Annotated in this window: 12 protein-coding genes; 4 read left to right on the top strand and 8 right to left on the bottom strand. The window is 59.1% G+C overall.

The window, feature by feature from the left end; all coding sequences use genetic code 11:
* Nucleotide 1: 1 nt before the first annotated feature.
* From FHW68_RS05420 to FHW68_RS05410, 3 genes are read right to left on the bottom strand one after another with little or no spacing between them, the layout of a single operon-like run.
* Nucleotides 2-868 carry a carbohydrate ABC transporter permease gene (locus FHW68_RS05420; protein WP_095631566.1) on the bottom strand — a complete coding sequence of 289 codons (867 nt, stop codon included), beginning with the start codon at nucleotides 866-868 and terminating at the stop codon, nucleotides 2-4.
* A complete protein-coding gene (locus FHW68_RS05415) occupies nucleotides 865-1,962 on the bottom strand; it encodes an ABC transporter ATP-binding protein (protein ID WP_183679213.1) in 1,098 nt (365 codons plus the stop codon). Before FHW68_RS05415 ends, FHW68_RS05420 begins: the two co-directional genes overlap by 4 nt.
* Nucleotides 1,962-3,056 carry an ABC transporter ATP-binding protein gene (locus tag FHW68_RS05410; protein ID WP_095631568.1) on the bottom strand — a complete coding sequence of 365 codons (1,095 nt, stop codon included), beginning with the start codon at nucleotides 3,054-3,056 and terminating at the stop codon, nucleotides 1,962-1,964. The genes FHW68_RS05415 and FHW68_RS05410 overlap by 1 nt, the downstream gene beginning before the upstream one ends.
* A 379-nt stretch (nucleotides 3,057-3,435) precedes the next feature.
* Here FHW68_RS05410 and FHW68_RS05405 point away from each other — a divergent pair, with 379 nt between their 5' ends.
* The gene (locus tag FHW68_RS05405) at nucleotides 3,436-5,286 is read left to right on the top strand and encodes a sigma-54-dependent Fis family transcriptional regulator (protein ID WP_095631569.1); all 1,851 of its coding nucleotides are present in this window, start codon (nucleotides 3,436-3,438) and stop codon (nucleotides 5,284-5,286) included.
* Nucleotides 5,287-5,397: 111 nt separating this feature from the next.
* Here FHW68_RS05405 and cysS read toward each other — a convergent pair whose 3' ends face one another.
* Nucleotides 5,398-6,780: a cysteine--tRNA ligase gene (gene cysS, locus FHW68_RS05400; protein WP_183679211.1), complete on the bottom strand. Its 1,383-nt coding sequence runs from the start codon at nucleotides 6,778-6,780 to the stop codon at nucleotides 5,398-5,400.
* A gap of 18 nt (nucleotides 6,781-6,798) precedes the next feature.
* Nucleotides 6,799-8,496, bottom strand: a complete 1,698-nt coding sequence (locus FHW68_RS05395) for a glutamine--tRNA ligase/YqeY domain fusion protein (RefSeq protein WP_095631571.1) — start codon at nucleotides 8,494-8,496, stop codon at nucleotides 6,799-6,801.
* A 262-nt stretch (nucleotides 8,497-8,758) separates the two neighbouring features.
* Here FHW68_RS05395 and FHW68_RS05390 point away from each other — a divergent pair, with 262 nt between their 5' ends.
* Both FHW68_RS05390 and lpxH read left to right on the top strand, forming a co-directional pair.
* A complete protein-coding gene (locus FHW68_RS05390) occupies nucleotides 8,759-9,262 on the top strand; it encodes a peptidylprolyl isomerase (RefSeq protein WP_095631572.1) in 504 nt (167 codons plus the stop codon).
* On the top strand, nucleotides 9,259-9,987 hold the full coding sequence (lpxH, locus tag FHW68_RS05385) for a UDP-2,3-diacylglucosamine diphosphatase (protein ID WP_095631573.1): 729 nt from the start codon (nucleotides 9,259-9,261) through the stop codon (nucleotides 9,985-9,987). Before FHW68_RS05390 ends, lpxH begins: the two co-directional genes overlap by 4 nt.
* A gap of 117 nt (nucleotides 9,988-10,104) precedes the next feature.
* Here the strand turns inward: lpxH and FHW68_RS05380 are convergent, their stop codons facing one another.
* The 3 genes from FHW68_RS05380 to FHW68_RS05370 all read right to left on the bottom strand — a co-directional run bounded on the left by FHW68_RS05380 (nucleotide 10,105) and on the right by FHW68_RS05370 (nucleotide 16,212).
* The gene (locus FHW68_RS05380; protein ID WP_183679209.1) at nucleotides 10,105-13,773 is read right to left on the bottom strand and encodes a translocation/assembly module TamB domain-containing protein; all 3,669 of its coding nucleotides are present in this window, start codon (nucleotides 13,771-13,773) and stop codon (nucleotides 10,105-10,107) included.
* Nucleotides 13,770-15,497, bottom strand: coding sequence for an autotransporter assembly complex family protein (locus tag FHW68_RS05375; RefSeq protein ID WP_183679207.1), 1,728 nt, complete (start codon nucleotides 15,495-15,497; stop codon nucleotides 13,770-13,772). Before FHW68_RS05375 ends, FHW68_RS05380 begins: the two co-directional genes overlap by 4 nt.
* Before the next feature lie 64 nt (nucleotides 15,498-15,561).
* Complete coding sequence (locus FHW68_RS05370; RefSeq protein ID WP_095631576.1) at nucleotides 15,562-16,212, bottom strand: N-acetyltransferase; 651 nt, start codon at nucleotides 16,210-16,212, stop codon at nucleotides 15,562-15,564.
* A gap of 332 nt (nucleotides 16,213-16,544) precedes the next feature.
* Between FHW68_RS05370 and xthA the strand changes: the two genes are divergently transcribed.
* Nucleotides 16,545-17,357: an exodeoxyribonuclease III gene (gene xthA, locus FHW68_RS05365; protein ID WP_095631577.1), complete on the top strand. Its 813-nt coding sequence runs from the start codon at nucleotides 16,545-16,547 to the stop codon at nucleotides 17,355-17,357.
* The last annotated feature ends 40 nt before the right edge of the window (nucleotides 17,358-17,397 follow it).

Below are 17,397 nucleotides of genomic sequence, written 5' to 3'. Positions count from 1 at the left end.
CTCACCGATTGGCGTCAGCGTGAGTCATGGCGGTATAGAACAGCCACGACACCAACAGGATGATCAGGAAGTACACCAGCGAGAATGCAGCCGCCGGGCCGAGGTCGAATTGCCCGATGGCCATTTGGGTCAGCGTCTGACTCAGGAAGGTCGTGGCATTACCCGGACCGCCCCCCGTCAGCACGAAGGGTTCGGTGTAGATCATGAAGCTGTCCATGAACCGCAGCATCACCGCGATCAGCAGCACGCTTTTGAGCTTGGGCAACTGAATGTGTCGGAACACCGCCCAGGCCGACGCCCGATCAATCCGCGCCGCCTGGTAATACACGTCCGGAATCGCCCGCAAACCGGAGAAACACAACAGCGCCACCAGCGACGTCCAGTGCCAGACGTCCATCACCAACACCGTGACCCAGGCATCCATGGTGTTGGCCGCATAGTTGTAGTTGATGCCCATGGCGTTTAGGCTCGAGCCGAGCAAACCGATGTCGGCCCGGCCGAAAATCTGCCAGATGGTGCCAACCACGTTCCACGGAATCAGCAGCGGGATCGCCAGAATGATCAGCACCAGCGACGACCAGCGGCCCTTGGTCGGCATGGTCAGGGCGATGGCGATACCCAACGGGATTTCGATCAACAACACGCAGCCGGAGTAGATGAACTGACGCAGCAGCGAGTCATGCAATCGTGGATCGAGCAGCACCTGCCTGTACCAGTCGGCACCGACGAAGTAGCGGCTGGACTGATCGAAGATATCCTGCACCGAGTAGTTGACCACGGTCATCATCGGGATCACCGCACTGAACGCCACCAACAGGAACACCGGCAACACCAGCCACCAGGCCTTGTTGTTCTGCACCTTGTTCATGGCCGCACCTCCAACAGGTAATCATCGGCATAGACCATCAGCCATTGCGCCGGAAAACTGATGTACGCCGTGCCTTCGGGCACGGGTTTGTCTTCAGCCAGGCGAACTTTGAGCGCAGCGCCGTCGAGATTCAGGGTCATGATCTTGTAGGTGCCAAGGTCCTCGACGTGTACGACCTGTGCCTGCATCGCGTCATCACAGGGTTCGTCCCACACGTGAACGAACTCCGGACGAATGCCGACCTTCAGGGTTTTCCATTCGGACTCGGCGATTCGTTTCTGCATCGCGTCGGACAACGGCAAATGAGTCCCGGCAAAACCGACACCGCCGGCTTGTGACTGGACCTCGATCAGGTTCATCCCCGGGCTGCCGATGAAATAACCGACAAAGGTGTGGCTCGGTCGCTCGAACAATTCCCGTGGCGTACCGAACTGCACGATCTGGCCGCCATACATCACCGCGATCTTGTCAGCGAAGGTCGAAGCTTCGAGCTGATCATGGGTGACGTAGACCATGGTGATATTGAACTGCTCGTGGATCTGCTTGAGCTTGCGCCGCAGCTTCCATTTCAGGTGTGGGTCGATCACCGTCAGCGGTTCATCGAAGAGGATCGCCGACACGTCATCGCGCACCAGCCCACGGCCCATGGAGACTTTCTGTTTTTCATCGGCGGTAAGGTTGCGCGCCTTTTTGTACAGCAGTGCCTGAAGGTCGAGGACTTCGGCGATTTCCTGCACCTTGGTGTGAATTTTCGCTTCCGCCATGCCTTGATTGCGCAACGGGAAGGCCAGGTTATCGAACACCGTCATGGTGTCGTAGACCACCGGAAACTGGAAAACCTGAGCAATGTTGCGCTTTTCCGGAGTCAGCTCGTTGACCACTTTACGGTCAAACAGCACCTGGCCCTGAGACGGGCTGAGCAACCCGGAAATGATGTTGAGCAAGGTCGATTTGCCGCACCCCGAAGGCCCTAGCAGCGCATAGGCACCGCCCTGCTCCCAGACGTGGTCCATCTCGCGAATCGCGTAATCCTCAGGGCCGGCCGGTGTTGCTGTGTAGCTGTGGGCAAGGTTCTGCAAACGGATCTCGGCCATCAGGCAACCCTCGCAATGCGTCGACCAGGCGCCTGGACCAGCCGCCCCTGACTATCGAACACAAACAGTTTATGGGTCGGGATATAGATGCGAATTGGAGCATCTACATCGTATTCGTGAACACCCGGCAAGTGCAGCACCAGCAGGAAATACTCGTTGCGCACGTGCAAGAAAGTTTCCGAACCGCTGATCTCGGCCACCTCGACGGTCACCGCCAATTCCAGATCGTCGTCGTTGCTCGGCACCAGTGAAATGTGGCTGGGGCGCACACCGAAACGGAACTCGCCCTCGCCCACCGGTCGCAGATCGACGTTCAACGGGAAGTGCACGAAATTGGCGAAACTCACTTCATTGCCGGCGATGCGCCCCGGCATCAGATTGATCGGCGGCTCGGAAAACAGCTCCGCCGCCAGCACGGTTTGCGGCTGGTGGTACACCTCGGAGGACTTGCCGCTCTGAATCACCCGACCTTCGTGAAGAATCGTGGTGGTGCCGCCCAGCGCCAGGGCTTCATTGGGTTCCGTGGTGGCATAAATCGCAATGGTCTGCCGGGCCTTGAACAGCTCGCGCATTTCCTGGCGCAGCTCTTCGCGCAGCTTGTAGTCGAGGTTGACCAGCGGCTCGTCGAACAGAATCAGCTCGGCATCCTTGACCAGCGCCCGGGCCATGGCCGTGCGCTGTTGCTGACCGCCAGAAAGTTCCAAAGGATACCGCTGCAGGAATTTCTCGATACGCAGCATCTTCGCGGTGTCCAGCACTTTGCTCTGGATCAGCTCGTTGGAAACGCCGGACTGGCGCAGCGGCGAGGCGATGTTCTCGAACACCGTCATGGTCGGGTAATTGATGAACTGCTGATAGACCATCGACACATTACGTAAACGCACCGGACGTTGAGTGACGTCGACGCCGTTCATCAGGATGCGACCGCTGTCGGGCTTGTCCAGACCTGCCATCAGGCGCATGAGGCTGGTTTTGCCGGACAGGGTGCGACCGAGCAAAACATTGAACGATCCGGGTTCGAAGTTAAGGCACGCATCGTCGATCCAGGTTTGCCCTTCGACGGTACGGCTGACGTGCTCCAGGACTAGTGACATGGCTCGGCCTTTTTATTATTGGAGTCAAGCGACCGGTGCACTACAGCGACATTCGTGCCAGAAATCCCAAGCGATTGATCTGGCTTGAAAATCCTTCAAATGGAGGAACAACCGCGTTCGTAGCTGAACAGAAATGAACAACCGCGACTGAACAATTGAACAGTTCAAAGATTGACAATGAACAATAGTGAACAACACTCTACAGACGTTTCAGCCACACATTGCCCTGTAGGAGCCAGGCTTGCCGGCGAAGGCGTCGTCGAAATCGCCTTCGCCGGCAAGCCTGGCTGGTATGCGTCGTGCCAGAAACACGTGCGAAATGTGCTCTTGTGCGTGAAACCCATAAAAACAATAAAAGCTTGCTCAGAGATCGACTGCCATGGCCGCACCTGCCCCGCCGCTCTCCCACGACGCCATCATCCAGGATTCCTGGTCACGCTGCCGCGCGTTCGGGCTCGATCACCAAAGTACGCCAGCGTTCGATCAGCTACCCGCCGATGGCATCGCCCAGTTGCTGGAGAGCCAGCATGCACTGGTGCAGACCACCCATCAGGAAGTGCTGCCCTATTACGAGAACATCCTCAGCAACTCCAATTGCCTGATCATGCTCGCCGACAATCAGGGCCAGGTGCTGACGTCCTGGGGTACCCAGCGTTTCATCGAGCCGAGCCTGACTCGCGGTTTCAGCGCCGGCGCCAGCTGGATGGAGCGTTGCAGCGGGACCAATGCGATCGGCACCGCGTTGGCGTGCGAACAGGCAGTGCACATCGAGCACGATGAACATTTTCTCAAGGCCAACCGCTTCATGACTGGGTCCGCCGCGCCGATTTTCGATGCCGAGCGCAAGGTGATCGCGGTGCTGGATGTGTCCAGCGACAGCTATCTGCCGCCGTCGCATACCTTGGGCATGGTCAAGATGATGAGCCAGACCGTGGAGAACCGGCTGATCCTCAACCTGTTCCACGGCCAGCATTTCCAGTTGACCTTCAACACCGGGCTGAACAACCTCGACAGCCAATGGGCCGGGTTGCTGATCTTCGACGAAACCGGTCAGGTGCTGTCGGCCAATCGCCGGGCCGACAATCTGCTGGGCATCAGCCTGTCGCGGGTCAGTGTCGAAAGCCTGTTCAAAGTCTCATTGCTGGAATTGCTGAACCAACCGGACGATGTGCCATTTGCCCTGCAAGCCTCGGGACGTAACCGGTTCCAGTGCCTGCTGAAACGGCCGAAACAGGCGCCGATTCGGGCCCGTCTGTTTTCTGAACCTGAGCGGGCTGAACCCACGGTACCCGCGCCCGCCGCCATCAGCCTCAACACCCTGCATTTTGGCGACAGCCGCGTGGAAAAAGCCGTGCGCCAGGCCGAGCGCTTGCTGGAAAAGGACATTCCGCTGCTCATTCATGGGGAAACCGGGGTTGGCAAGGAAGTCTTCGTCAAAGCGCTGCATCAGGCCAGCTCGCGCAGTAAACAACCGTTCATAGCCGTCAACTGTGCAGCGATCCCCGCCGAACTGGTGGAGTCCGAATTATTTGGCTATGAAAAAGGCGCGTTCACCGGTGCCAATCAGAAAGGCAGCATCGGACTGATCCGCAAGGCCGACAAAGGCACCCTGTTCCTCGATGAAATCGGCGACATGCCGCTGCCGACCCAGGCCCGGCTGCTGCGGGTATTGCAAGAGCGTTGTGTGCAACCGGTGGGGAGCAGCGAGTTGTTCCCGGTGGACATTCGAATCATTTCAGCGACCAACCGCTCGCTACGCGAACAGGTTCAGCTGGGTCGGTTTCGTGAGGATCTGTATTACCGCATCGGCGGATTGACCCTGGAACTGCCGCCACTGCGGGAACGCAGCGATAAGGAAGCGTTGTTCAAACGGCTGTGGGAACAGCACCGCGAACCGAGCCAATGGGCTGGCTTGAGCCGTGAAGTAATGGCGCTGTTCAGTCGTCATCCGTGGCCGGGGAATTTGCGCCAGGTCAGCAGTGTGATGCAGGTGGCATTGGCCATGGCCGAGGAACAACCCGTGCGGCCGGAGCATTTGCCGGATGATTTTTTTGTCGATCTGGAGATGGAGCCGGTGGATTCGCCGGAGCCGATAATCGTCGACCTCAATGATGCCGAGGAATTGAATCGGCAGTTGCAGGCGGCTGGAGGGAATATTTCCCATTTAGCCCGCAGACTTGGGGTTAGTCGTAATACCCTTTACAAGCGATTGCGCCAGGCAGGTGACTGATCATTCCCACGCTCCGCGTGGGAATGCCTCAACGGACGCTCCGCGTTTGGCTCTCGAAAGAGACGCAGAGCGCCCCGGGCTGCATTCCCACGCAGAGCGTGGGAACGATCATCAGTCAGCCAATCGCCAGGTCGTGCCGCCCTTGCCGTCTTCCAGCACTACGCCCATGGCGGTGAGCTGGTCGCGGATGCGGTCGGATTCGGCCCAGTCCTTGTTGGCACGAGCCGTCAAACGAGCCTGGATCAGTGCATCGACCTCAGCTGCATCGACCCGCCCTTCGGCACCGGCCTGCAGGAAGTCATCGGCTTCGAGTTGCAACACACCCAGCACGCTCGCCAATTCTTTCAAACGAGCCGCCAGACCGGCCGCCGCATCCAGATCGCTCTCGCGCAGACGGTTGATCTCGCGGACCATCTCGAACAGCACCGCGCAGGCTTCCGGCGTACCGAAGTCGTCGTTCATCACCTGAGTGAAACGCTCGACAAAGGCTTCGCCGCCAGCAGGCGCCACGTTCGGCAGGCCTTTCAACGCATGGTAGAAACGCTCGAGCGCGCCTTTGGCGTCCTTGAGGTTGTCTTCCGAATAGTTGATCGCGCTGCGATAGTGGCTCGACACCAGCAGGTAACGCACGACTTCCGGGTGGTACTTTTCCAGCACATCGCGAATGGTGAAGAAGTTGTTCAAGGACTTGGACATCTTCTCGCCATTGATACGAATCATGCCGCAATGCATCCACGCGTTAGCGTAGGTCTTGCCGGTGGCCGCTTCGCTCTGGGCGATTTCGTTTTCATGGTGCGGGAACTCGAGGTCGCTGCCGCCGCCATGAATGTCGAAAGTCTCGCCCAGGCAGCAGGTGGACATCACCGAGCACTCGATGTGCCAGCCCGGACGACCGTCGCCCCATGGCGAAGGCCAGCTCGGCTCGCCTGGCTTGGCGCCTTTCCACAGCACGAAGTCCAGCGGGTCCTGCTTGGACTCATCGACTTCGATGCGCGCGCCGATGCGCAGGTCTTCGATCTTCTTGCGCGACAGCTTGCCGTAGCCCATGAACTTGGCGACGCGGTAGTACACGTCGCCATTGCCTGGGGCGTAGGCGTAGCCCTTGTCGATCAGGGTCTGGATCATGCTTTGCATGCCAGCGATGTAATCGGTGGCCCGCGGCTCCATGTCCGGTTTGAGGATGTTGAGGCGCGCCTCATCCTCATGCATCGCGGTGATCATGCGCTCGGTCAGCACGTTGAACGGCTCGCCGTTCTCCTTGGCCCGATTGATGATCTTGTCTTCGATATCGGTGATGTTACGCACGTACGTCAGGTCGTAACCGCTGAACCGCAACCAGCGGGTCACCAGGTCGAACGCGACCATGCTGCGGCCATGGCCCAGGTGGCAGTAGTCGTACACGGTCATCCCGCAGACGTACATGCGCACCTTATTGCCATCCAGCGGCTTGAAAACTTCTTTGCTCTTGGTGAGCGTGTTGTAGATCGTTAGCACTTTATGTTGTTCCTTGAATCACTGGCCCCACGAATCACGCAAGGTCACGGTACGGTTGAATACCGGAGCGCCCGGTTTCGAGTCCTTGATATCCGCGACGAAGTAGCCTTCGCGCTCGAACTGGAAACGGTCTTCCGGCTGTGCATTGCCCAGCGAAGGCTCGGCACGACAACCAGTGAGAACTTGCAGCGAGTCAGGGTTGATGTTGTCCAGGAAACTGGCGCTGTCTTCGGCCTTTTCAGGGTTGGCCGAACGGAACAGACGATCGTACAGACGCACTTCGCACTCGACGCTGGCGGCGGCCGGCACCCAATGCACCACGCCTTTGACCTTGCGGCCTTCCGGGTTCTTGCCCAGGGTTTCAGGATCGTAGGAGCAACGCAGTTCTACGATATTGCCATCGGCGTCCTTGATCGCTTCGTCGGCACGGATCACGTAGCTGCCGCGCAGACGCACTTCGCCGTTTGGCTCCAGGCGCTTGTAGCCCTTCGGCGGCTCTTCCATGAAGTCTTCACGGTCGATGTAGATTTCACGGGCGAATGGCAGAACGCGCACGCCCATGTCTTCTTTCGGGTGGCACGCCAATTCGAGGTTTTCGACCTGGCCTTCCGGGTAATTGGTGATCACGACTTTCAGCGGACGCAACACGCACATGGCACGTGGGGCGCTGTGGTCGAGGTCGTCACGGATGCTGAATTCGAGCATGCCGAAATCGACCACGCCGTCGGAACGGTTGGTGCCGATCATTTCGCAGAAGTTGCGGATCGATTTCGGCGTGTAGCCACGGCGGCGGAAACCCGACAGCGTGGACATGCGCGGATCGTCCCAGCCATTGACGTGTTTCTCGTCCACGAGCTGCTTGAGCTTGCGCTTGCTGGTGATGGTGTAGTTCAGGTTCAAGCGGCTGAACTCATACTGACGCGGCTTCGCCGGCACGGGCAGATTGTCGAGGAACCATTCGTACAGCGGACGGTGGCTTTCGAACTCCAGGGTGCAGATCGAGTGCGTGATGCCTTCGATGGCATCCGACTGACCGTGGGTGAAGTCGTAGTTCGGGTAGATGCACCACTTGTCGCCGGTCTGGTGGTGATGCGCGTGACGAATGCGATACATGATCGGGTCGCGCAGGTTCATGTTCGGCGAAGCCATGTCGATTTTGGCTCGCAGCACGCGTGCGCCGTCCTTGAATTCGCCGGCCTTCATGCGGGCGAACAGGTCGAGGTTTTCTTCAACCGAGCGGTCACGGAACGGGCTGTTTTTGCCCGGTTCGGTCAGGCTGCCACGGTATTCCTTGGCTTGCTCGGGGGTCAGGTCGTCGACGTAGGCCTTGCCGGCCTTGATCAGCTCTACCGCCCAGTCGTGCAACTGGTCGAAATACTGCGAGGCATAGCGCACTTCACCGGACCATTCGAAGCCCAGCCATTTGACGTCGCTTTCGATTGCGTCGATGTATTCCTGGTCTTCCTTGGCCGGGTTGGTGTCGTCGAAACGCAGGTGCGTGACGCCGCCGAATTCCTGGGCCAGGCCGAAGTTCACACAGATCGACTTGGCGTGACCGATGTGCAGGTAGCCGTTGGGCTCAGGCGGGAAACGGGTGACGATCTGCGTGTGCTTACCCGAGTCCAGGTCCGCCTGGATGATCGGGCGCAGGAAATTGACCGGTACGGCAGGACCGGTCTTGGAATTCGAGGTCGGGTCGACAGTGGGCTTGCTCATAGGATCCTTGAACGTACAAGTGCGCGGCCAGTTGGCCAAATCAAAGCGGCTGTTATAAATCAAAGGGGCTTATCATAGCCGATGCTGTCAAGTGGCTGACAGAGCAGGCCGGCAATCGGTTGCATTTAATCGGTTGCCAATGAAAAACAGCCTCGAAATTCGCGCCCGGCACGCTAAACTGCGCACCTTGGCCGACACTGGCCGGACCGGTTGAGGGCTGTAGAGCCCCGAAACCCACGAATTCCTAGAATGAGTACTCATCATGACCCAAGTCAAACTGTCCACCAACTTCGGCGACATCGTCCTGGAGCTGAACGCTGAAAAGGCACCACTGACTGTTGCCAACTTCATCGAATACGTCAAAGCCGGCCATTACGAAAACACCATTTTCCACCGTGTCATCGGCAACTTCATGATCCAGGGCGGTGGTTTCGAGCCAGGCATGAAAGAAAAGAAAGACAAGCGCCCAAGCATCCAGAACGAAGCCGACAACGGCCTGCCGAACAAGAAGTACAGCGTCGCCATGGCCCGTACCATGGAACCGCATTCGGCTTCCGCCCAGTTCTTCATCAACGTGGCTGATAACAGCTTCCTGAACCACAGCGCCAAGACCGTTCAGGGCTGGGGCTACGCCGTATTCGCAGAAGTGGTTGCCGGCACTGACGTGGTCGACAAGATCAAAGGCGTGGCGACTACTTCCAAAGCCGGCCACCAGGACGTACCCGCAGAAGACGTGATCATCGAGAAAGCCGAGATCATTGAGTGATACTGCTGATTTCAGACTTGCATCTGGAAGAGGAGCGCCCGGACATTACCCGGGCGTTTCTGGATTTGCTCGCTGAACGTGCCCGCTCAGCGAGTGCGTTGTACATTCTGGGCGACTTTTTCGAGGCGTGGATTGGCGACGATGCCATGACGCCCTTCCAGCGTTCCATCTGCCAGGCCCTGCGGGATTTGAGCGACAGCGGCACGGCCATTTTTCTGATGCACGGCAATCGCGACTTCATGCTTGGCCAGGCCTTCTGCAAACAGGCCGGCTGCACGTTGTTGAAAGACCCGAGTGTCGTGCAGTTTTACGGCGAGCCAGTGCTGTTGATGCACGGCGACAGCCTCTGCACCCGCGACGAAGCTTATATGAAGCTACGACGCTACCTGCGTAACCCGATCACCCTGTTCATCCTGCGGCACCTGCCCTTGCGCACTCGTCATAAACTGGCGCGCAAGTTGCGCAGTGAAAGCCGGGCGCAGACGCGGATGAAGGCCAATGACATTGTCGATGTCACGCCGGAAGAAGTGCCGCGGGTCATGCAGGCCTATGGCGTGAAAACCTTGATCCACGGCCACACCCATCGCCCCGCCATCCACAAGTTGCAGATTGGCGAGCAGGCGGCCAAACGCATTGTGTTGGGGGATTGGGATCGTCAGGGCTGGGCGTTGCAGGTGGATGAGCAAGGGTTTGCGTTGGCGCCGTTTGATTTCGTTACGCCCTAAAAACCAAAAAGATCGCAGCCTTCGGCAGCTCCTACGGTATTGCGTACGCCCATGAATATGGATGTACGCGGCCTTTGCAGGAGCTGCCGAAGGCTGCGATCTTTTGATCTTGGGGAGTTAGAAATCCCGCTTGTAGAAGATGTCCAGCGAACTGGCCACGCCGCTGGCGGCTTCGAGGTAGACCTTTTTGCTCAGTTTGTAGCGCAAGGCGATGGTGTTGGCCGGTTCGAATACGCCGACGCCATAACGCAGGCTGAGTTTTTCCGAAATGTTGCCGCTGGCCACCACGGAGGTGTTGGCGCCGCTGCCTTCGGTATCGAGCTGAAAGTCCTGAATGCCCAGGTTCTTGGCCAAGCCGCTGGTCACCCCCGAACTGCCCATCAAACCTAACCCGAGGGCAGCCTGGGCGAGCATGTTGTTGTCTTCACCGGTAGTGCTCAGCGGACGCCCCAGCACCAGATAAGACAACGCCTGCTCCTGACTCATCGCCGGTTCGGAAAAGATCTGCGTGGTCGGCTGCTCGGCACTGCCACTCAAGCGGATGCCGGCGATGACATCGTCGGTCTGACGAATCGCTTCGATGTCGAGGTACGGCTGATCGATGGGACCTGCGAACAACAATCGTGCCCGGCGCACCGTCAGTCGCTGACCGTAGGCGCGATAACGCCCCTCGTTGAGCCACAGCTCGCCACGGGTATCCATGTTGTCGCCGATATGCACCTGGCCTTGCAGGTTGGCGGTCAGGCCGAAGCCGGCAAAACTCAGTTTGTCCTGGCCCACCACGACGTCGATGTCCATTGCCATGGCCATCGGCGGTTTGCCCTCTTCGGTCTGCTGGCCGACGATCACCGTGTCATCGGAGACCTTGACAGTCGATGGCGGCAACTCGCGCACGATGATCTCGCCCTTGGGCACCAGCACTTTGCCGACGATTGCCAATCTGTCGTCCTTTACGGAGATCTTCAGGTCCGGGGCAACTTCCAGCGCGGCGTAGGGCTCGACGGTGACTGGCAATTGCGAACCCTTGAGCGCCAGGTCCACCACCAACGCCTGGCCCCAGGCAATGTTGCCATTGAGGCTGCCCTGCCCGGTCTTGCCGCTTTTCCAGCCGCCGTTCAGTTGCACGGTTTCGCCGGCAATCACCGCTTGAAGTTGCAAGGCTTCGAGGGCCATGGGCAGTTCAGGCCCGGAGACTTCGCCATCGCGCAGCTCAAGGTTGCCATTGACCAGCGGCGCCAGCAGTCCGCCGGACAAGGTGCCGCTGCCGCTCAAATGCCCGGTGAGTTTCTCGACCATTGGCACAAACGGCCGCGCCACCGACAAGTCCAGGCCACTGAGGCGGAATGAACCGGTCAGTGGTTTGTTATTCGCCAGCGGGTTGATCTGCGCCTGAACCATCAGTTCACCGAGTTTGCCGCCGACAAAGTTGAGGTCGGTGTCGATGCGCTTTGGCGTGAGTTTGCTGGTGAGTTTCAGGGTCTGGTACGGGAAGTCCAGCCATTGTTCCTTCTCGCGCATACGCAAGGTGCCGCCACTGGCGTCGATGCTGACCAGGCCGTTCGGGCCGCTGGCCGGCAAGTCCAGTTGCAGGTCGGCGTTGAGCTTGCCTTGCCAGGCGAAATCCTTCGGCAACCATTGGGCGAGGCTGTCGATGGGGAACTGTTTGAGGTGATAACGCAGCTTCGGCTCGGGCATCAAGCGCTGATCTTCGCCGCACAGGCTGGCCGGGCCGGAGATCCAGCAATGAGCGCCGAAGTTGATTTTGCCGTCCGCCAGTCGCTCAAGTTTCGCCGGGTTTTGCAGTTTCCAGTCCTGGCCACCGGCCTGGATCAGCCCACTGGCCAGACGCCCACGCCAATTGCCCTTGTCCAGCGCGCCGTCGAGACCAAGCGCCAATTTCAGCTTCGGTCCTTGCAGATCGAGGGCGAGTTTCTGGTTTTTGATGTCGCCCTGACCGCTGGCGGTCAATGTGCCCAGTGACGTGTCGCCGGTCTGAATGCCGCTGCCCTTGAGGTCGATTTTTGCCCGCTGGGCGCTGTCGAGGGTAGCGTCCAGATTGAGGCTTTTCAGGCGATGGTCTTCGAAGGCCAGTTGCGTGCCTTGCAGACCGAGCTTGCCTTGTGGCGCCTTGAGCGTGCCGGCGACATCGACCCGACCATTGAGCTGACCGCGCAGTTGCGGCCAGAGCTGGGCCAGACGCGGCATCTTGATGTCGATCTGGCCGGTGAGTTTCTGTTGCAGGCTGCCCTGACCGATGATGCTGTTGTCGCCAAGGCGAATCTGCAACGCGCTGAGGTTCCATTGCTCGCCGCCACCCTCGGCCTTGGCTTGCAACACCGCCGGTTGCCCGCGCAGCTTGCCTTTGAGGTCCAGGTCGGCAGTCAGACTGAGTTGTTCATTTTTCATCTCGCCTTTGCTGCGCAATGGCCCAGCCAAGGTACCTGGCAACTCCGCGAGCCAATACGCCGGGTTGATTGCCGAGAGGTCCAGCGCCGTATCCCAGGCGACACCGTCGGCGAACTGCAGATTCAGGTGTCCTTCGGCCTTGCCCTGCCCGGCTTCGAGTTTGAATTGCGGCAGGTGGATTTTGCTCAGATCGCCGCTGAACGGGCTGTTCAGACTGAACGCCCCGGCCGGGCCATCCAGTGCGGCTTTGAAGTTACCGATGTAGTTGCCGTCAGTGTAGGAGACTTCACCGTTGAAGCTGCGCAGCGCCACTTGCGGCTCGTCGATCAGCGGATAGAGGCGATGCCACGGGAAATCCAGCCAGTCGATTTTTGCATCAGCACTCAGGCCTTTGCTCCAGTCCATTTGCCCGGAGAGTTTGAGGCTTTGTTTGTCGTTGGCCGTCAGGTCGAGGCCGGCGATCTGCGCGCCCCTAGCGTCGACCTTGCCTTGCAGCAACAGCGCAACCGGGCCTTGCTCTGCGGGTAACGTGGCTTTGCCGAGCAACTGGTAACCGTTTTTCAGGTCGCCGTCGCCCGTGAGTTCCAGTTGATTGAGTTGCAGGGTATCGGGTAGATCGGCGGCGGGTTTGAAGCCGTCGGCGGTGATGCGCACTTTTGCCGGCAGGTTTTCCGCCAGCGGTTGCAGTTCACCAGTGAGTTGGCCGTTCAGGTAGCCGCTGCTGTCGGCTTTCAGGTTCAGGGTTTTCAGCAGATCGCCATCTACTTTCAGGGCCAGTGTCCAAGGCTGGGGCGCCGGCAGCGTCAGTTTGCCTTCGGCGGTCAGCGGCCAGTTACCGCTCGGTTGCAACAGGCCGGACAGGTTCAGGCTCAGTTCATCACGTTGCAAATGCACCGAGTCGATCTGCAAACCCTTCTCGGTCCAGTGTGCCGCCAGTTGCAGCCCCTTGAGCTCTTCACTGCCGTTGAACAGCAAGCGGCCGATTTTGACGTCGCCCAATTCAATGGCCAGCGGTAATTGCAAGTCCGGCAGGCTGATCGGCCCGCTGCTTTCCTCCTCCACGCCCGGCGGAAATTGCAGGCTGACCTGCTCGACCTGCAATTGTTCGATGCACAACGTCATGCGCATCAGGCACAACGGCGACCAGGCGAAAATCGCCTTGTCCAGTTCAATCCGGCTGCTGTCCTGCTTCCATACCAGATGATCGGCGCTCCACTGCCCGCCCAAACGGCCCTGGAAATTCTCTACGGTCAAACCCGGCACAAACCCGAGCGCCCAACGACTGCCCGCCGGAGTGCCCAGCACGCAGACCAGTGTCAGCACGATCAGCATCAGCAGCGCCGGAATCGCCAGCAGCGTTATTTTCAAACCACGATTCACAGCTCAGGCCCCATGGAAAAGTGCAGTCGAATGCCGCCGTCGTCGTCCATCGCGTGGGCCAGGTCGAGGCGAATCGGCCCTACCGGCGAGACCCAGCGCACACCAATACCGACGCCGGTCTTGAGGTTCGGCAGTTCAAGTGTGTTGAAGGAGTTGCCCTGGTCGATGAAGGTGGCGACCCGCCATTTTTCGGCGACGGAGTATTGATACTCGACGCTGCCGGCCACCATGTAGCGGCCACCGATACGGTCGCCATCGGAGTTTTCCGGGGACAGGCTCTGGTAGTCGTAACCGCGCACGCTCTGATCGCCACCGGCGAAGAAGCGCAAGGACGGCGGCACCGATTTGTACCCGTTGGTGGCGCTGCCGCCGACCTGCACCCGACCGAGAAAACGGTGTTTGTCGAAGACTGTGGTCAGGCCTTTGACCAGCGCCGTGCCGTAGAGCAAGTTGGTGTCCGAACCCAATCCTTCCTTGGCGACTTTGGTTTCGAATTGCAGGCGATAACCGTTGTGCGGATCGATGCGGTTGTCGCTTTTCAGATAGGAATAACTCACACCGGGCATCAGCAACGTGCTGAGCCCCGAATCGTCACCGAGTTTGTATTCCTCGTGCTGCCATTTGAGGGACACCACCCGCTGCCAGCCGCTGGGCAACTTGCTGTGCCATTCGGGGCCGAGGGTCAGCAATTTGCTGAGGGTATCAGTGCCGGCGATCTCTTCGTTCTGATAACCACCGGCAAAGCGCAGTTTGTCGGTCAGCGGCGGGTCCAGCGGCACGTCGTAAAACAGCCCGACGTTCTGCCGTGGCGCCGAAATCTCGGCCTCCCAGCCATAACTGTGCCCTTGGGGATTGACCCAATGCCGCGTCCAGTTGGCTTTGGCCCGTGGACCGACATCCGTGGAAAAGCCCAGACCGAGGCCCATGGTCCGTGGCTTGCGGGTTTGGAGTTTGACCGCCACCGGGATCACGTCGTCCTTGGACGCGGTCGGCGCCGCGTCGACGCGCACGCCCTCGAAATAGCCGCTCGATTGCAGCGCCTGATTGAGTTCGGCGATCAGTTCGGAGTCGTAGGGCGTACCAGCCTTGAACGGCACCATGCGTTGCAGCAGGTCTTCATCGAATGGCGTGTCACCTTCAAAACTGACTTTACCCAGCGCATAGCGCGGGCCGCTGTCGTAGATCAATTCGATGTCGGCGACACCGGCGCGCGGGTCCACCAGGAGTTTCTGGCGGGTGAAGCGCCCACTGAAAAAGCCATAACGCGAAGCCTGGTTCTGGATCAGCCGCTTGGCGTCCTCATAACGGCCATGGTTAAGCACCGCACCGGGTTTGAGCAGATCGCTTTTGGGCATTCGAAAGGACTTGAGGGAGGCCGCCGGGCCGTCGACGCGCATCGTGACGTTGCGCAAATGGATCGGCTCACCGGGTTCGATGTTCAGCACCAGGCGTGGCGTCTTGCCGCCCTTCACGTCGCTGTCGATTTGCGGCTGGTAATAACCCAAGGCCTGGGCGGCCTTGCGCGCCTGTTCTTCGGCGCCGCGACTGAAGCGCAGCAAGGCTTCTTCATCGCGATCGCCGAGGCTACCGATATAGCCTTCTATATTGGCCTTCAGTTCATCGTTGGACGGTTTGATCCGCACATCCAATTCACTTTGCGCCAGCGCCGCACCGCTGAAGATCAGCATCAGCACGCCACTGGTAAATCTTCCGGAAAACTTCATAGCGCGGATGCTATCACGAGCCTGGGGGCCTGATAGAGCCTGACCTGCCGCGAAAGTTCTACTGTTATGCCGTTGCCGTTTGTAACACCTGCGGATTCGCATGGAAAAACACGTGCTCAAGAATCGGGCCGACTGCTACTTCACCGATTTCCTCATAGCCTTGTCGTTTATAGAACTCCAGATAACGAGGATTCCCGGTGTCGAGGATCACGCCTTGGGAGTGTTCATCGACGGCGCACCAGTTGTGCACCGCTTGCAGCAGTTGTTCGCCGAAATGCTTGCCCTGGAATTGCGGGTGAACCCCCAGCAATGGCAAAACATGCACCGCATCGGACGGCACGCACGCCATGACGGCGGCATGGTAATCGAGGTAGCGTCGGGTACAGCGAAATCCGGTGCTGAGCACCATTCGCAGGCGCCAGGCCCAGCTTTCGGTGATGCCCAGGCGGCGTTGCGGCGGTGCGATCAGGGCGATGCCGATCAAACGGTCATTGACCAGCAGGCCGATGGCTGGCAACTCCTGAAGAAAGTGTTGCTTGACCAGTTCGCGCACCGTCGCCCGTACTCGCTGTTCGTAACCGGGGCGCTCGGCCTCGAACAGATAGCCGAATGTCGGCTCGTGCCGGTACGCCTGATACAACAAGGAACGTGCTTCGCGGGAATAGCCGCTGTCGAGCATGTGGATATCGGCAATGGCGGTCGAGGTTTCGGGCATAACGGTCGTTCTCCCCTGGGCGCGGCTCAGAAGGCCACGTTCTTATTGGTACGAGCCTTTGGGTGGCTTCACAGTTCCCCAGACAGGTATAGACCAAGCCGGGAGCTTCATCGACCGGGCTGACGCCTTCGCGGGCAAGCCTCGCTCCTACAAGGTTCGCGTCGAGCCACGATTAAATGATCAACACCCAATTTGTAGGAGCGAGACTTGCCCGCAAAGAGGCCCGATCTGCCAACACATCTCTGACAGAACACCACGAATCGCCTTACCCCAAGGCTGGCCCCATTCCTACATGTCAGCTAGCATCGCACTTTTGCCAGGACTGCCGACCAATGAAGATCGTTTCCTTCAACATCAACGGGCTGCGCGCTCGCCCGCATCAGCTGGCGGCGCTGATTGAAAAGCATAATCCGGACGTGATCGGGTTGCAGGAAACCAAAGTTCACGACGACCAGTTCCCCCTGGACGAGATTCAGGCTCTGGGTTATCACGTGCATTTCCACGGGCAAAAAGGCCATTACGGCGTGGCCCTGCTCTCGCGCCAGGAACCGATTGCACTGCATAAAGGTTTCGCTACTGACGAAGAAGATGCCCAACGGCGCTTCATCTGGGGCACGTTCGCCGACGCCAATGGCGTGCCGGTGACCATCATGAACGGCTATTTCCCACAGGGCGAAAGCCGTAATCACCCCACCAAATTCCCGGCCAAGGAACGTTTCTACAGCGATTTGCAACAATTGCTGGAAAGCCGGTTCAGCAACGACCAGCCGATTGTGGTGATGGGCGATGTGAACATTTCCCCGGAAGACTGTGACATCGGCATTGGCCCGGACAACATGAAGCGCTGGCTGAAAACCGGCAAATGCAGCTTCCTGCCCGAAGAGCGCGAATGGATGGCCCGCCTGAAAAATTGGGGCCTGGTCGACAGTTTCCGTCACCTGAACCCTGATATTGCCGACCGTTTCAGTTGGTTCGACTACCGCAGCCGCGGGTTTGAAGATGAGCCCAAGCGCGGGCTGCGGATTGACCTGATCATGGCATCCCATGGGTTGTTGCCGCGCGTGAAGGATGCCGGCGTGGATTACGATTTGCGCGCAATGGAAAAGCCCTCCGATCACGCGCCGATCTGGCTTGAGTTGAGCTAAAAGCAACAGATCGCAGCCTACAGAATGATCATTCCCACGC

Origin of the sequence: Pseudomonas sp. Tn43 (assembly GCF_014192635.1) — a bacterium.
Lineage (GTDB): Bacteria > Pseudomonadota > Gammaproteobacteria > Pseudomonadales > Pseudomonadaceae > Aquipseudomonas.
This window is presented reverse-complemented; position numbering and strand designations above follow the sequence as displayed.

Coding starts and splice junctions, on each gene's coding strand:
- FHW68_RS05420 (WP_095631566.1), bottom strand. CDS start 868: ATGAACAAGGTGCAGAACAACAAGGCCTGGTGGCTGGTGTTGCCGGTG.
- FHW68_RS05405 (WP_095631569.1), top strand. CDS start 3,436: ATGGCCGCACCTGCCCCGCCGCTCTCCCACGACGCCATCATCCAGGAT.
- FHW68_RS05390 (WP_095631572.1), top strand. CDS start 8,759: ATGACCCAAGTCAAACTGTCCACCAACTTCGGCGACATCGTCCTGGAG.
- FHW68_RS05370 (WP_095631576.1), bottom strand. CDS start 16,212: ATGCCCGAAACCTCGACCGCCATTGCCGATATCCACATGCTCGACAGC.
- FHW68_RS05415 (WP_183679213.1), bottom strand. CDS start 1,962: ATGGCCGAGATCCGTTTGCAGAACCTTGCCCACAGCTACACAGCAACA.
- FHW68_RS05395 (WP_095631571.1), bottom strand. CDS start 8,496: ATGAGCAAGCCCACTGTCGACCCGACCTCGAATTCCAAGACCGGTCCT.
- FHW68_RS05410 (WP_095631568.1), bottom strand. CDS start 3,056: ATGTCACTAGTCCTGGAGCACGTCAGCCGTACCGTCGAAGGGCAAACC.
- xthA (WP_095631577.1), top strand. CDS start 16,545: ATGAAGATCGTTTCCTTCAACATCAACGGGCTGCGCGCTCGCCCGCAT.
- FHW68_RS05375 (WP_183679207.1), bottom strand. CDS start 15,497: ATGAAGTTTTCCGGAAGATTTACCAGTGGCGTGCTGATGCTGATCTTC.